Below are 14,118 nucleotides of genomic sequence, written 5' to 3'. Positions count from 1 at the left end.
GCGAAGTCGAGAGCTTGGGGGAAGGCCTTGTCCGCTCAGGTGTCGGTCCGATAACGGACGCGACAGCCCTTCTTATACACCCTTGACACCCCTATAGGTCTAGGCCAAGCTCCCGGTACTGGTCTACACCATTAAAGACCAGGTTCCAGTCCCACGGGCAGATCTCGGTCCATTCGGTCGCTGCGGGTGGGGGGTTGACTGGCATCCCTTGAGGAGGGTGACGTGAAGCGCAAGCTCATAGCGGCCATTGGTGTCGCGGGCATGTTGGTCTCGGTCGCGGCTTGCGGCAGTGACGACGGGGACAAGAAGTCCGGCGGAGCCGACGGCTTCAAGGGCGAGACGCTGACGCTCTGGGCGATGGACGGCTCGACGCCGGACACGTGGCAGAAGGACGTCACGGCGGCCTTCGAGAAGAAGACCGGCGCGAAGCTGAAGTTCGAAGTCCAGCAGTGGAACGGCATCCAGCAGAAGCTGACCACGGCCCTCTCCGAGGAGAACCCGCCGGACGTCTTCGAGATCGGCAACACCCAGACCGCCGCGTACGCCAAGACGGGCGGCCTCGCCGAACTCGGCGACCTCAAGGAGACGCTCGGCGCCGACTGGACCGAGTCGATGAACAAGGCCTCGGTGATCGACGGCAAGCAGTACGCCGCCCCGTGGTTCGTCCTCAACCGCGTCGTGGTCTACAACAAGAAGATCTGGGCCGAGGCCGGCCTCAAGGACACCCCGAAGACACGCGCCGAGTTCCTCAAGGACCTCAAGCAGATCGGCGAGAAGACCGACGCCGAGCCGCTCTACATGCCGGGCCAGTTCTGGTACCACTTCGTCGGCCTGACCATCGGCGAGGGCGCCGAGCTGGTCAAGAAGGACGGCGACAAGTACGTCTCCAACCTCGGCGACCCCAAGGTCACCAAGGCCATGAAGACCTACCAGGAGTTCCAGAAGCTCTCCAAGGCCCCCAAGAACAAGGACGAGGCCACGCCGCAGCAGGGCGAGGTCTTCGGCAAGGGCAAGACCGCCACGTTCATCGGCATGCCGTGGGAGGCGGACCTCGCGATCAAGACGGACAAGAAGATCGCGAAGGACATCGGCTACTTCACGATCCCGGGCGCCACGGCGGACAAGCCCGAGGGTGTCTTCCTCGGCGGCTCCAACCTCGCCATCGCCGCGACCAGCAAGAAGCAGGAGCTCGCCAAGGAGTTCCTGAAGATCGCGCTGTCCGACAAGTTCGAGGGTCAGTTCGCCAAGGAAGGCGGCGTCATCCCGAACAAGGAGTCTCTCGAGTCCGCCCTCGCGGGCAACCCGGCCGCCAAGGCCATGACCCCGGCCACCCCCGGCGGCGGCATCACCCCGCTGATCCCGGAGTGGGGCGCGGTCGAGAACCCGCCGAACCCGATCAAGAACTACATGACCGCGGTGCTCAACGGTAAGTCGCCCGCCGACGCCGCGAAGCAGGTCGAGGGCGAACTGAACAAGCGCCTGTCGCAGAAGCAGTAAGGACGCCCCTCTTGCCGGGGGCGGCGGGTGACACGCCCTCGCCGCCCCCGGCTCACCTCTGCGTTCCGCGCCGACCACGCCTCTGCGTACCGCGATGCCCACGAAAGAGATGGCGAGCATGACCGTGCAGAAGACCGAACGGCCGCCCTCCGGCCCGACGGAGGTGCAGACACCGGACGGCGGACCACGACCACGTGGCCCGCGCAAGGGCCCAAAACGTCTCGCCGGCCTGGCGCCCTATCTGCTCCTCGCCCCCGCGATCGTCGCCACCCTGCTGCTGCTCGGCTGGCCGCTGGTCAGCAACGGGATGCTGTCGTTCCAGAACCTCAACATGAGGCAGTTCATTCTGCACCTCACGGAGTGGAACGGGTTCGACAACTACAAGGAGGTCCTCACCGGCGAGGACTTCTGGCGGGTCACAGGACGCTCGGTCGTCTTCACCGCCGCCAACGTCGTACTGATCATGATTCTCGGCCTGCTGGTCGGCCTGCTGCTCGCGCGGCTCGGCCGGAAGATGCGCACGCTGCTCATGGTCGGTCTCGTCCTGGCCTGGGCGATGCCCGTCGTCGCCTCGACCACCGTCTACCAGTGGCTGTTCGCGCAGCGCTTCGGCGTCGTCAACTGGGTGCTCGCCAAGCTCGGCTTCGAGTCGATGGCCGACCACGACTGGCTCAGCACGCAGTACTCCACCTTCTTCGTGGTCCTGCTCCTGATCGTCTGGCAGTCGATCCCCTTCGTGGCGATCAACCTCTACGCCGCCACGACGACCATCCCCAAGGAGCTGTACGAGGCAGCCTCCCTGGACGGCGCCGGCGCCTGGAAGCAGTTCACCTCGGTCACCATGCCGTATCTGCGGCCCTTCCTCTACGCCACGACGTTCCTGGAGATCATCTGGGTCTTCAAGGCGTTCGTGCAGGTCTTCACCCTCAACGAGGGCGGCCCGGACCGGCTCACCGAGATCCTGCCCGTCTACGCCTACATCGAGGGCATGGGCAACCAGCACTTCGGCATGGGCGCGGCGATCGCGCTGCTCACCATCGTCATCCTGCTGGCCATCACCTCGTACTACCTGCGGATCGTGCTCAAGCAAGGGGAGGACGAGCTGTGAAGCGCTCGCCGCTGGGCCGGATCTGGCCCAACCTGACCGCCGTCGTTCTCTTCCTCATCTTCGTCTTCCCCGTCTACTGGATGTTCGCCACGGCCTTCAAGCCGACCGGCGACATCATCAGCGAGGACCCGGTCTGGTTCCCGACCGACGCCACGCTGGAACACTTCAAGACGGCCATGGACGTCGACCACTTCTGGACCATGGTCGGCAACTCGATCACCGTCACGGTCTGCGCGGTCGTCTTCTCGCTCATCATCGGCGTGACCGCGGCGTTCGCCCTCGCGCGGATGCGCTTCAAGGGGCGGCGCGGCTTCATCATCGGCTTCATGCTGGCGCAGATGGCGCCCTGGGAAGTCATGGTCATCGCCATCTACATCATCGTGCGCGACGCCGACATGCTGAACAGCCTGATCCCGCTCACCCTCTTCTACATGGTGATGATCCTGCCCTTCACCCTCCTCACGCTGCGCGGCTTCGTCGCCGCCGTGCCCAAGGAGCTGGAGGAGTCCGCCATGGTCGACGGCTGTACGCGCATGCAGGCCTTCCGCCGGGTGATCCTGCCGCTGCTCGCGCCGGGCCTGATGTCGACCTCGCTCTTCGGCTTCATCACCGCCTGGAACGAGTTCCCGCTGGCCCTCGTGCTCAACAAGGAAGCGGATGCCAAGACCCTGCCGATATGGCTCTCCAGCTTCCAGACCGCCTTCGGCGACGACTGGGGCGCCACGATGGCAGCGGCCTCGCTCTTCGCCCTCCCGATCCTGATCCTCTTCGTCTTCCTGCAGCGCAGGGCCGTCAGCGGCCTGGCCGACGGCGCAGTGAAGGGATAACGCCTGATGACGACACTCACGACGCCCGCCGGTGACGCGACGCCCGCCGGTGGCACGACCCCTGCCGGCGGCAGGACGCCTGTCGGTGACGCGACATCCGCCGGTGACACGCTCACCCGTAACGCTCTGGCCGTGCTCCAGCCCGGCTTCGACGGCACCACCGCGCCGGACTGGCTTCGCCGCAGGATCGGCGAGGGCCTCGCCTCCGTCGGCCTCTTCGGCCGCAACGTCAGGACCGCCGAGCAGGTCGCCGCCCTCACCGCCCAGCTGCGGGCCGAGCGCGAGGACCTCCTGGTCGCCATCGACGAGGAGAGCGGCGACGTCACCCGTCTGGAGGTGCGTACCGGCTCCTCCTACCCGGGCAACCACGCGCTGGGCGCCGTCGACGACACGGCGCTGACCCGCGACGTGGCCGCCGACCTCGGCCGCCGCCTCGCCGCCTGCGGCATCAACTTCAACTGGGCGCCGTCCGCCGACGTCAACGCCAATCCCGACAACCCCGTCATCGGCGTACGTTCCTTCGGCGCGGACCCGCTGCTGGTGGCCCGGCACACCGCCGCGTACGTCGAGGGCCTGCAGTCCTCCGGCGTCGCCGCCTCCACCAAGCACTTCCCGGGGCACGGGGACACCGCGGTCGACTCGCACCACTCCGTGCCGGTCATCGACGTCGACCGGGACGTGCTGAACTCCCGCGACCTCGCGCCGTTCCGCGCCGCGATCGCCGCCGGCACGCGGGCCGTGATGAGCGCCCACATCCTGGCCCCCGCCCTGGACCCGGAGTACCCGGGGACGGTCTCCCGCCGCATCCTCACCGACCTCCTCCGCGGGGAATTCGGCTACGACGGCCTGATCGTCACCGACGGCATGGACATGCAGGCCATCGCCGGCCGGTACGGCTTCGAGCGCGGCTGCGTCCTCGCCATCGCGGCGGGCGCCGACGCGATCTGCGTGGGCGGCGGCCCCTCGGACGAGGGCACCGTCCTGCGTCTCCGGGACGCCTTCGTCTCGGCGGTGCGCTCGGGCGAACTGTCCGAGGAGCGCCTTGCCGACGCGGCCGACCGCGTACGGGCGCTGGCCGGCTGGACTTCGGTGTCGGGCGCGGCCGAGCGTTCGGGGGGCGCGCCCGACACCGGAATCGGCCTGGTCGCGGCCCGCCGCGCGCTGACGGTCACGCGTGGCGAGATGTACGCGGCCCCGGTCACCGAGGCGCCCTACGTCGCCACCTTCACCCCGCTCCCGAACATCGCGGTCGGCGACGAGACCCCGTGGGGCGTCACCGCCGACCTCGAACGCCGCCTTCCCGGCACGGCGTCGGGCAGCTTCTCCGGCGACACGGCGGGCGCGGACGCCCTCGCGGCGGCGGGGGAGCGCCGCATCGTCGCGGTGGTCCGCGACGCCCACCGCCACGCGTGGATGTCCTCGGCCGTACGCACCCTCCTGGCCTCCCGCCCGGACACCGTGGTGGTGGAGATGGGCGTCCCCCAGTCACCCCCGACCGGCGCCCTCCACATCGCGACGCGCGGCGCGGCAAGGGTCTGCGGCGAAGCGGCGGCGGAGGTCATCACCGGAGCGTGATCCCTTGGACGACAACGAAGGGGCGCCCCAGCCGGGGCGCCCCTTCCGCGTACTCGTCGCTCCGCGACTCCGCGACTCCGCGACTCCGCTACTCCTACAGTCCCTGCCATTCGGGCTTGTTGGCGTAGGTGTGCCGGAAGTAGTCGGCGAGCTTCAGCTTGGACGCGGCGGCCTCGTCGACGACGACCGTGGCGTGCGGGTGCAGCTGCAGCGCGGAGGCGGGAACGACCGAGGCGACCGGCCCCTCCACCGTCGCGGCCACCGCGTCCGCCTTGCCCTCACCGGTGGCGAGCAGCACGAGGTGCCGCGCCTCCAGGATCGTCCCGATCCCCTGGGTGATGACGTGGTGGGGGACCTGCTCGATGTCCCCGTCGAAGAAGCGCGCGTTGTCCACCCGTGTCTGCTCGGTGAGCGTCTTGATGCGCGTACGCGAAGCGAGCGACGAGCAGGGCTCGTTGAACCCGATGTGCCCGTCGGTCCCGATCCCGAGCAACTGGAGATCGACCCCGCCCGCCTCGGCAAGCGCCTTGTCGTACGCCACGCAAGCGGCCTGCACGTCCTCGGCGCTGCCGTCCGGGCCCATGAACGACGCCTCGCTCAACCCGAGCGGCTCCACGACCTCGCGCAGCACGACGGAACGGTACGACTCCGGGTGCCCGACCGGCAGCCCGACGTACTCGTCGAGCTGGCAGATCCGCGCCCGCGAGGCATCCACGGCACCGGCGGCCACCTTGGCGGCCAGCGCCTCGTAGATGGGCAGCGGGGTGGAGCCGGTGGCGACACCGAGCAGGGCGTCAGGCTTACGGCGCACCAGGGCGGCCATGGCCTCCGCGATGAGCTCGCCGCCTGCCGTGGCGTCCGGGACGATGACAACTTCCACGCTGGGCCTGCCGATCTGGAGAGGGAACTCAAGAAGACTGTGGTATAGACCAATCTAGCAGAGCCCCGCACCCAAGCCACCCCTACTCCACCCTCCATGCTGCCGCCTCCCCGCCCATCCCGCCCACCGCGCTACAACTGACCCCGACCGTCCTGCGGCCACCGCCGACGTCCTGCATCCCGCGCCGCCCGTCGTGCATCCCGCGCCGACCGTCCTGCAAGCCCGCGCCGACCGTCGTGCATCCCGCGCCGACCGTCCTGCAAGCCGGCGCCGACCGTCCTGCAGCCGAGGCCCCACAGCCCCGCAGTCGCCACCCGCCGAGCGGCACCCACCACGTCTGCTGGCGGCGCCCGGTGGGCCGCAGTCCCCAGCCGCGCAGCTGTGGCCCCGGCCTGCTGGGCACCGCCCGCGCCGTGGAGCGGCAGCTCCGCCCCCGCCGAGCGGCACGTCCCACGCCTGCTTCCCCCGCTCGGTGGGCCGCAGTCCCCAGCCGCCCACCTAGGGGCCGCGCCTGCTGGAGATCCGCTCCTCGCCGCGAGGTCACGATCGCCCGCGGCCAGGACCCCGGACGCGCCCAGAGCTCTCGCCAAGGTGACCGAGACCCGAGACCCGCTGAGGCGAGCCGGCCAGTCCATCAGGCAGCGGTAACCGTCAGAGGCCCAGCGCCGAGCCTCCCGTCGCGTCGATGTACTGGCCCGTGATCCACCGCCCGTCGTCCGACGCGACGAAGGAGACGATGTCCGCCACGTCGGCGGGCTGTCCTATGCGATTGAAGGTGGAGTACCCGGCCATCTCCGCCCGCTGTTCCTCGGGCGCGCCGTCCATCATCTCCGTCTCGATGATTCCCGGCGCCACCGCGTTGACCGTGATCCCGCGCGGGCCCAGCTCCTGGGCCAGCGTGTGGGTCATGACGTTCACCGCGCCCTTCGTCATGGAGTAGGCGATGGTGATCGGGAAGGCGATCCGGGTGACGCCCGAGGAGATGTTGATGATCCGGCCGCCGTCGCGCAGCCGGCTGAGCCCCTTCTGGATGATGAAGAACGGCGCCTTGGCATTGACGGCGAACACTCGGTCGTAATCCGCCTCCCGCACTTCTCCCACCCGGCTGTACAGCCCGATGCCCGCGTTGTTCACCAGCACGTCCAGCCCGTCCGCGTGCCGGTCGAACTCCGCCCAGAGCGCCTCGGCGTCACCGGGCACGCCCAGCTCCGCGCCTATCGCGAAGGCGGACCCGCCCGCCGCCTCGATCGCGGTCACCGTCTCCTTCGCGGCCGTCTCATTGCTGCCGTAGTGCACGGCGACCCGCGCCCCGTCCCGCCCGAGCCGCTCGGCGATTCCCCGCCCGATGCCTCGGCTCCCGCCTGTGACCAGAGCCGTCTTCCCCGCGAGCCTGCCCGGACCGTTCTCGGATGCACCCATGCCGGACGCCCCCTCTTTCTCTAGTGGTCGCTACAGAAAAAACCGTACCCGACCCCGGACCGATTTTCTAGTGCCCGCTATACAATTCATCCCATGGCGACGAAACAGCGTGGACGCCCCCGCTCCTTCGACCGCGAGACGGCGCTGGAGCAGGCGATCCGCACCTTCTGGGAGCACGGGTACGAGGGGACATCCGTCTCCGACCTGACACGCGTCATGGGGATCGGGGCGCCCAGCCTCTATGCCGCGTTCGGCGACAAGCGGACGCTCTTCGACGAGGTCGTCGTGCGGTACGGGGTCACGCACGGCGCCTTCAGCGGGCGCGCCTTCGACGAGGAGCCCACCGCGCGGGGCGCCGTCACGCGGCTGCTCCGCGAAGCCGCGGCCGAGTTCACCGATCCGGCCCATCCTCCGGGCTGCCTGGTCATCAGTGCGGCCACCAACTGCACGACGCCGGAGGTGGAGGAAGGACTGCGGGAGCGGCGCAACACCAACATCGCGGGCATCGAGTCCCGCATCCGCGCGGCCGTCGCGACGGGGGAGCTGCCCGCGAGCACCGACCCCGCGGCCCTGGCCCGCTACACGGCGGCGGTCTTCCAGGGCATGTCCCAGCAGGCCAGGGACGGAGCCACCAGGGAGGACCTGGAAGCGGTCGCCGATCTGGCCATGCTGGCGTGGCCACAGGGCGCCGGCGGGCAGAATGGAGCCTGACGGCCGGAGAGACGGACCATGGCGACCCGGCCGTAACAAAGATCTGCCGACGCATAGACATGAGAGAATGGTCTAGTCCACAATGCGTGGGTAAAGCCTCCGCTCTTCCCGCACAGGAGAGCGGACCGAGGACCTGGCGCTCTCTGCCCTGACCGCGCCGGATCCTCCCGATCGGCCGGTCGGTACCGCACATTCCGACCGCCGATGCACCTGAAGGGCTGCGGTGCCGTGGGTGGGTTGAGGGTCCCGCCCTGGCGCCGCGGCTCGTCGGGATTCGCCTCCGGGCCCCATCGATACGCGCCGGAGCGTCGCCCCGCCGGAAATCTCCGAGCGGAGCCGCCGGACGCGGCAGGTACGCTCGCACACGTGCCCTCCATGAACGACCTCGTACGCCAGCACACCGCCCTCGGTGACTCCGACCTCGAGTGGCTGCATCTGCTGGTCTCGGAGTGGCAGCTGCTCTCCGACCTCTCCTTCGCCGACCTCGTGCTGTGGGTCCCCACGCGCGACGGGACCCGATACGTCTCCGTGGCACAGATGCGGCCCAACACCGGCCCCACCTCCTACCAGGACGACATGGTCGGCCACCTCGTCCCGCGCGGGCGCCGTCCTCTCCTGGACGCCGCCCTGGACGAGGGCCGCATCGTGCGCGAGGGCGATCCGGAGTGGCGCGAGGAGGTTCCGGTGCGCGTCGAGTCCATTCCCGTACGCAGGGAAGGGCGCGTCCTGGGAGTGATCGCCCGCAACACCAACCTGCTGACAGTGCGCACACCTTCGCGGCTGGAGCTGACGTATCTCCAGTCGGCGTCCGACCTCGCGCAGATGATCGCCGCCGGCTCCTTCCCCTTCCCGGGGCAGCAGGTCGACATGGACGCCTCCCCGCGCGTGGGCGACGGTCTGCTGAGGCTCGACGCCGATGGCATCGTCCAGTACGCGTCGCCGAACGCGCTCTCCGCGTACCACCGTCTCGGCCTCGCCGCCGACCTGGTCGGCCACCACCTGGGCAGGGCCACGGCCGAACTCGCCCCGTCCCGCGGCCCGGTGGACGAGGCCCTGGCCAAGGTCGCCAGCGGCTGGGCTCCGCGCGAGTTCGAGATCGAGGGCGGTGACGGAGTGATCCAGTTGCGCGCGATCCCGCTCAAACCGAAGGGACCCCGCATCGGTTCTCTCGTACTCCTTCGTGATGTCACCGAACTCCGTCGTCGCGAGCGGGAATTGATCACCAAGGACGCGACCATCCGGGAGATCCACCACCGGGTGAAGAACAACCTCCAGACGGTCGCCGCGCTCCTGCGCCTGCAGGCACGCCGCATCGACTCCGCCACGGGCCGGGAGGCACTGGAGGAGGCCGTGCGCCGCGTCGGCTCCATCGCCATCGTCCACGAGACGCTCTCGCAGAACCTCGACGAGCGCGTGGAGTTCGACGAGATCGCCGACCGGGTGCTCGCGATGGTCGCCGAGATCTCGCCCGGCAAGGTCACCGGCCGGCGCACCGGACGCTTCGGCATCCTCGACGCGGAGGTGGCGACGCCCCTCTCCATGGTTCTCACGGAGATCCTGCAGAACGCACTGGAGCACGGCTTCCGCGAAGGGGACACCGGCACGGTCGAGGTCTCCGCGGTGCGCGGCGGTACGAGCAAGGACGCGCGGCTGCTGATCACCGTCCAGGACGACGGCATCGGCCTGCCCGACGGCTTCGACCCGCACCGCTCCGGCAACCTCGGGCTGCAGATCGTGCGCACCCTGGTCGAGGGGGAGCTGGGCGGCGCCTTCGACATGGTCCCCGCCCCCGAGCGCGGCACGCAGGTGCGCCTCGACATCCCGGTCAGCGGCGACAAGTAGACGACAAGCAGAAGCGCGGAGCACAGCAGTGAGCCCCGGACCGATATGGTCCGGGGCTCACTGCTCACGTTGCGTTGCGCATCGGGGGTACTGCGCGGCTGCGGCTCGGGGGCGGGAGATGCGTACTCGCTGTACGCGCCGCCAAGCTCAGGCTCGTAGGGGGCGTGGGCGTCAGGCGCTGGCCTGGCGTGCACGGTTGCGAGCGGCGCGGCGCTTCATTGCGCGACGCTCGTCCTCGCTGAGGCCACCCCAGACGCCGGAGTCCTGGCCGGACTCGAGCGCCCACTGCAGGCACTGCTCCATGACGGGGCAACGGCGGCAGACGGCCTTGGCTTCCTCGATCTGCAGCAGCGCAGGACCGGTGTTGCCGATGGGGAAGAAGAGCTCGGGGTCTTCCTCGCGGCAAACGGCGTTGTGACGCCAGTCCATGGCTGCTACCTCTCCTTGGTATTACATGCGGGTTGCTTGTGAATGTGAACGCTTTCACGAATCCCCCCGCACGGGAAGGGCCGACGCCCAGTCGCCTGGTGTGGACCTGTGGTGGAGGAGGGGTTCTGGCTCTCTGTGGGGCCGATGTTGCGGGCCGTCCCGATCGCCATGTAGAGATTCGCAAACCTCGGCTGCGGATACAACCCCTTCAGGAAAGTTTTTTTTGATTCCTCAGTGTCGGCTGGGTCACAGCCGTACTTCCATGGGGTGGACCCTGGCCTAAACGTTCGAGTGAAAGGACTTTGGGCCCTTCCACTCACACAATCACACGCAGTGCACGGCGAACGCCTGTGAACGTCACGCTCGTCCGCAGTCCCAGGTGGTCACCGTCCATCTGCAGGGGGAGGGGGACCTTCGATTGCAAGGTGAAGTCCGTCAGGTCGTGGAGCGTGACCGCGTGCTTACCGTGCGGTCCGCGCTCCGGTGTCGACGTCAGGAGCTGTGTGCCGTACCGGGCCACCGCGGCCGTCGAGAGCTTCTTCAGACCGAGCACGTCCAGGCCCGTGTCGAAGGAGGCCCGCGGGGATGCGTACAGAGGGCGATTGCCCAGGTAGGAGTAGGGCGAGGTGTTGCAGACTATTGACATCACCAGGTCCGTCACCGGGTCCTCGCCGGGCCGCTCCACCGTGATCATTCCGCGCCGCCGGTGGGGCTCGTCCAGGAACTGGCGGAGCACCTGGCGCACGTAAAGGGCGTGCGTCGAGCGCCTGCCGAGCTCGCGCTGCTGTTCGACCCTGCCGACCACGCCGCCGTCGAAGCCGAGTCCGGCGCAGAACGTGAACCACCGCGAGGGGATCGCCTCGTCCTCCGAACCCGGAGTGCCTCCCGCGATGCCCAGGCCCACGGTGCGCTCGCTGCCCTCACGCAGGGCGTCGAGCAGGGCGCCCGTGGCCTCCACGGCGTCGTTCGGCAGCCCCAGGGCGCGCGCGAAGACGTTGGTGGAGCCGCCGGGGACTACGGCGAGCCGAGGGAGGCGGTCCGGATCGGGGCCGTGGTGCAGCAGGCCGTTGACGACCTCGTTGACGGTGCCGTCGCCGCCGAGGGCGACGACCAGCTCGATGTCCTTGCTCTCCGCGGCCTGCCGGCCCAGATCCCTGGCGTGCCCGCGGTACTCCGTGGTGACCGCCTCGAGCTTCATCTCGCTCGCCAGCGCGTGGACCAGGACGTCACGCGTACGCGCACTGGTGGTGGTTGCCGCCGGGTTGACCACGAGAAGTGCACGCATGCCCAGCAGACTACCTAGCGGCCTTTACCTGGCCTAGACCGAGGTGCCGGGGCGGCCCGGGCCGACGTGCCTGGGCGCGCGTACGCAGAGCTACCCTGCTGGAGTGAGCACTGAGCGGAAAACCACCCCCGAAGCCCCGGAGCCGCCCGCGTCGGGCCGGCGTCCCGCCCGGCTGACCGCCGCCGCTGCCCTGTCCGCGCTGGAGGGCCTCGCCCTGCTCGCCGGGGGTGTCTACATGCTCGTGATGGGCCTCGCGGGCTCGCCCGACAACCCCCGGCAGGCCGAGACCGGCGGCATCACCCTGATCGTCCTCGCGCTGCTGCCGCTGCTCGCCGCGCGCGGGCTGATGAAGCTGCGCCCGTGGAGCCGAGGGCCCGCGATCATCACACAGGTCATGGCGCTGCCGGTGGCCTGGCAGCTGCTGCAGGCCGACAGCGCGGCGATCCCGGCCGGTATCGCTCTGGCGATCGTGGCGGTCGCGTCGCTGGTGCTCCTGGTCAATCCGGCGACGACCGAGGCCCTCGGCATCCGGGGCCCCGGCAACGTACAGGACCAGAAGTAGCGACTACTCCTCGACGAGGAGCTTCTCCCGCAGCTGTGCCAGCGTGCGGGCGAGCAGGCGCGACACGTGCATCTGCGAGATGCCGACCTCCTGCGCGATCTGCGACTGGGTCATGTTCCCGAAGAAGCGCAGGAGCAGGATGCGCTTCTCGCGCGGAGGCAGGTCCTCCAGGAGCGGCTTGAGGGACTCGCGGTACTCCACGCCCTCCAGGGCCTCGTCCTCGGCGCCCAGGGTGTCCGCGACGGCTGGGGACTCGTCGTCCGTGTCGGGGACGTCCAGGGACAGCGTGGAGTAGGCGTTGGCCGACTCCAGGCCCTCAAGGACCTCCTCTTCGGAGATCGCCAGTTTCTCGGCGAGCTCGTGCACCGTGGGGGAGCGGCCGTGCAGCTGGGACAGCTCGGCCGTGGCCGTCGTCAGTGCGAGACGCAGCTCCTGGAGGCGGCGCGGGACGCGGACCGCCCACCCCTTGTCGCGGAAGTGCCGCTTGATCTCACCGACGACCGTCGGCGTCGCGTACGTGGAGAACTCCACCCCGCGCTCCGGGTCGAAGCGGTCCACCGACTTGATCAGGCCGATGGTGGCGACCTGGGTGAGGTCGTCCAGGGGCTCGCCGCGGTTGCGGAAGCGGCGGGCCAGGTGCTCGACGAGCGGCAGGTGCATGCGGACCAGCTGATTGCGCAGCTCCGCGTACTCCGGACTGCCGTCCGGCAGGCCGCGCAGCTCGATGAACATCGCGCGTGCGCCGCTGCGGTTCTGTGGATCGTGCCGGCTGTGCTCGTGCTCGCTCATGTTTCCCGCCCGTCGCCCGCCGCCCCGGCCGGAGAGCTGCTTGAGCTCGTCCTTGGCGGTCGGCTCTGCCTGCTCCGACACATCGGCCACCGTCGGCGGACCCGGGTGTCCCGGGTCCTCCGGGTGAGGTTTGGCCTGCTGTTCGGGGATCCCGGTGGCCATACGGCGCACCCCCTCCCTGCCGTCGGCGGGCAGACCCTGTGTGCCGCGCTCTTCGTCCCGCACCGGCCCGTCCCCGTTCCTCACGCCGGCCCGGGTCCCGCGCCGCGCTTTTTGTAGAGGCTGATCGAGACGGTGTTGTCCTCGGCGACGGCGGAGTCCACCTGGCCCGCGAGGGCCGACAGCACAGTCCAGGCGAAGGTGTCCCGCTCCGGGGCCCGGCCGTCGGTCGTGGGCGCCGAGACCGTCACCTCCAACGAGTCGTCGACGAGCCGGAAGACGCAGCTGAGCACGGAGCCCGGCACGGCCTGCTGGAGCAGGATCGCGCAGGCCTCGTCGACCGCGATGCGGAGGTCCTCGATCTCGTCGAGAGTGAAGTCCAAACGCGCCGCGAGGCCGGCCGTCGCCGTCCGCAGCACCGACAGGTAGGCACCCGCAGCCGGAAGGCGGACCTCCACGAAGTCCTGATTCCCGGGCTCGCCTGCGATCTGGGACACCCTCACCTCCAAGGTGGTACAAGCACTTTCGGGGCTCCGGAGCCGCCGTCCAGCGGCGGTCCGGACTGCGTCACACGGGTAACGCACCACGTAGTTCTGCGGTGACGCTACCGCGCTCCCCAGCTCTGTGTCCCGTGGACCCCGCCCCGTTGCTGTCACTCATAGTAAGCATATGGGTACGCACAGTGGCTAGGGGTCCGGCAGGCCCAATTGGAAAGAACAGGCGTCGGGTTGACGTACCCAGGCGTCAGACGATCGAACCGTCCACGAAGCACCAGCGCCAGCTCTCTCCCGGCTCGAAGGTCCTCATCACTGCGTGTGAGGTCTCCTTGAAGTGCGCCGTCGCGTGCTGGAACGGCGAGGAGTCGCAGCAGCCCACATGACCGCACTCCAGACACAGCCGCAGCTGGACCGGGTGGCTGCCGGCCGCCAGGCACTCAAGGCACGTGTCGCTCAGCGGGGCCACCTCGGGGTGCGGCAGCGCTGCGACGTGCGGGCACTCGTTCATGATTGCCAGGTTACGACGGGAACACGGAAG

General features: G+C 69.5%; 14 protein-coding genes. 7 read left to right on the top strand and 7 right to left on the bottom strand.

Features of this window, described 5'->3' with window-relative positions; translation table 11 throughout:
• The first annotated feature begins 222 nt into the window (after window positions 1–222).
• The 4 genes from ACWDZ7_RS05740 to ACWDZ7_RS05725 all read left to right on the top strand — a co-directional run bounded on the left by ACWDZ7_RS05740 (window position 223) and on the right by ACWDZ7_RS05725 (window position 5,007).
• Complete coding sequence (locus ACWDZ7_RS05740; protein ID WP_451795122.1) at window positions 223–1,497, top strand: extracellular solute-binding protein; 1,275 nt, start codon at window positions 223–225, stop codon at window positions 1,495–1,497.
• 118 nt (window positions 1,498–1,615) lie between these two features.
• Entirely contained in the window at window positions 1,616–2,605 is a 990-nt protein-coding gene (locus tag ACWDZ7_RS05735) for a carbohydrate ABC transporter permease (RefSeq protein WP_451795120.1), read from the top strand.
• Window positions 2,602–3,432 (top strand): carbohydrate ABC transporter permease, encoded by an 831-nt coding sequence (locus tag ACWDZ7_RS05730; RefSeq protein WP_451795118.1) that lies wholly within the window; start codon window positions 2,602–2,604, stop codon window positions 3,430–3,432. Before ACWDZ7_RS05735 ends, ACWDZ7_RS05730 begins: the two co-directional genes overlap by 4 nt.
• A 6-nt stretch (window positions 3,433–3,438) precedes the next feature.
• Window positions 3,439–5,007: a glycoside hydrolase family 3 protein gene (locus ACWDZ7_RS05725; RefSeq protein WP_451795116.1), complete on the top strand. Its 1,569-nt coding sequence runs from the start codon at window positions 3,439–3,441 to the stop codon at window positions 5,005–5,007.
• A 94-nt stretch (window positions 5,008–5,101) separates the two neighbouring features.
• On the opposite strand, the gene nagB is transcribed toward ACWDZ7_RS05725, so the two are convergent.
• Complete coding sequence (gene nagB, locus ACWDZ7_RS05720; RefSeq protein ID WP_451795114.1) at window positions 5,102–5,887, bottom strand: glucosamine-6-phosphate deaminase; 786 nt, start codon at window positions 5,885–5,887, stop codon at window positions 5,102–5,104.
• A 651-nt stretch (window positions 5,888–6,538) separates the two neighbouring features.
• Window positions 6,539–7,306 (bottom strand): SDR family oxidoreductase, encoded by a 768-nt coding sequence (locus ACWDZ7_RS05715; RefSeq protein WP_451795112.1) that lies wholly within the window; start codon window positions 7,304–7,306, stop codon window positions 6,539–6,541.
• Window positions 7,307–7,399: 93 nt separating this feature from the next.
• Here ACWDZ7_RS05715 and ACWDZ7_RS05710 point away from each other — a divergent pair, with 93 nt between their 5' ends.
• Together ACWDZ7_RS05710 and ACWDZ7_RS05705 are read left to right on the top strand one after the other, a co-directional pair.
• Window positions 7,400–8,017 carry a TetR/AcrR family transcriptional regulator gene (locus tag ACWDZ7_RS05710; protein ID WP_451795110.1) on the top strand — a complete coding sequence of 206 codons (618 nt, stop codon included), beginning with the start codon at window positions 7,400–7,402 and terminating at the stop codon, window positions 8,015–8,017.
• Between the two features lie 375 nt (window positions 8,018–8,392).
• Window positions 8,393–9,859, top strand: coding sequence for a sensor histidine kinase (locus tag ACWDZ7_RS05705; protein ID WP_451795371.1), 1,467 nt, complete (start codon window positions 8,393–8,395; stop codon window positions 9,857–9,859).
• Between the two features lie 171 nt (window positions 9,860–10,030).
• Here ACWDZ7_RS05705 and ACWDZ7_RS05700 read toward each other — a convergent pair whose 3' ends face one another.
• Window positions 10,031–10,288 carry a WhiB family transcriptional regulator gene (locus ACWDZ7_RS05700; protein ID WP_016639615.1) on the bottom strand — a complete coding sequence of 86 codons (258 nt, stop codon included), beginning with the start codon at window positions 10,286–10,288 and terminating at the stop codon, window positions 10,031–10,033.
• A 316-nt stretch (window positions 10,289–10,604) separates the two neighbouring features.
• Window positions 10,605–11,573, bottom strand: coding sequence for a diacylglycerol/lipid kinase family protein (locus ACWDZ7_RS05695; protein WP_451795108.1), 969 nt, complete (start codon window positions 11,571–11,573; stop codon window positions 10,605–10,607).
• Between the two features lie 103 nt (window positions 11,574–11,676).
• Here ACWDZ7_RS05695 and ACWDZ7_RS05690 point away from each other — a divergent pair, with 103 nt between their 5' ends.
• Window positions 11,677–12,135, top strand: coding sequence for a hypothetical protein (locus ACWDZ7_RS05690; RefSeq protein WP_451795106.1), 459 nt, complete (start codon window positions 11,677–11,679; stop codon window positions 12,133–12,135).
• A gap of 3 nt (window positions 12,136–12,138) precedes the next feature.
• Here ACWDZ7_RS05690 and ACWDZ7_RS05685 read toward each other — a convergent pair whose 3' ends face one another.
• The 3 genes from ACWDZ7_RS05685 to ACWDZ7_RS05675 all read right to left on the bottom strand — a co-directional run bounded on the left by ACWDZ7_RS05685 (window position 12,139) and on the right by ACWDZ7_RS05675 (window position 14,088).
• Complete coding sequence (locus ACWDZ7_RS05685) at window positions 12,139–13,170, bottom strand: RNA polymerase sigma factor SigF (protein WP_451795105.1); 1,032 nt, start codon at window positions 13,168–13,170, stop codon at window positions 12,139–12,141.
• Window positions 13,167–13,580, bottom strand: coding sequence for an ATP-binding protein (locus ACWDZ7_RS05680; RefSeq protein WP_062782207.1), 414 nt, complete (start codon window positions 13,578–13,580; stop codon window positions 13,167–13,169). The genes ACWDZ7_RS05685 and ACWDZ7_RS05680 overlap by 4 nt, the downstream gene beginning before the upstream one ends.
• 247 nt (window positions 13,581–13,827) lie before the next feature.
• Complete coding sequence (locus ACWDZ7_RS05675) at window positions 13,828–14,088, bottom strand: UBP-type zinc finger domain-containing protein (protein WP_125515041.1); 261 nt, start codon at window positions 14,086–14,088, stop codon at window positions 13,828–13,830.
• Between the last annotated feature and the right edge of the window lie 30 nt (window positions 14,089–14,118).

It is taken from the genome of Streptomyces sp. NPDC003032, from assembly GCF_053591415.1.
This window is presented reverse-complemented; position numbering and strand designations above follow the sequence as displayed.

What these genes read in the sequence shown, in the direction of transcription:
- ACWDZ7_RS05710 (WP_451795110.1), top strand. Translation starts at nt 7,400, where the DNA reads ATGGCGACGAAACAGCGTGGACGCCCCCGCTCCTTCGACCGCGAGACG.
- ACWDZ7_RS05735 (WP_451795120.1), top strand. Translation starts at nt 1,616, where the DNA reads ATGACCGTGCAGAAGACCGAACGGCCGCCCTCCGGCCCGACGGAGGTG.
- ACWDZ7_RS05705 (WP_451795371.1), top strand. Translation starts at nt 8,393, where the DNA reads ATGAACGACCTCGTACGCCAGCACACCGCCCTCGGTGACTCCGACCTC.
- ACWDZ7_RS05675 (WP_125515041.1), bottom strand. Translation starts at nt 14,088, where the DNA reads ATGAACGAGTGCCCGCACGTCGCAGCGCTGCCGCACCCCGAGGTGGCC.
- ACWDZ7_RS05700 (WP_016639615.1), bottom strand. Translation starts at nt 10,288, where the DNA reads ATGGACTGGCGTCACAACGCCGTTTGCCGCGAGGAAGACCCCGAGCTC.
- ACWDZ7_RS05695 (WP_451795108.1), bottom strand. Translation starts at nt 11,573, where the DNA reads ATGCGTGCACTTCTCGTGGTCAACCCGGCGGCAACCACCACCAGTGCG.
- ACWDZ7_RS05715 (WP_451795112.1), bottom strand. Translation starts at nt 7,306, where the DNA reads ATGGGTGCATCCGAGAACGGTCCGGGCAGGCTCGCGGGGAAGACGGCT.
- ACWDZ7_RS05725 (WP_451795116.1), top strand. Translation starts at nt 3,439, where the DNA reads ATGACGACACTCACGACGCCCGCCGGTGACGCGACGCCCGCCGGTGGC.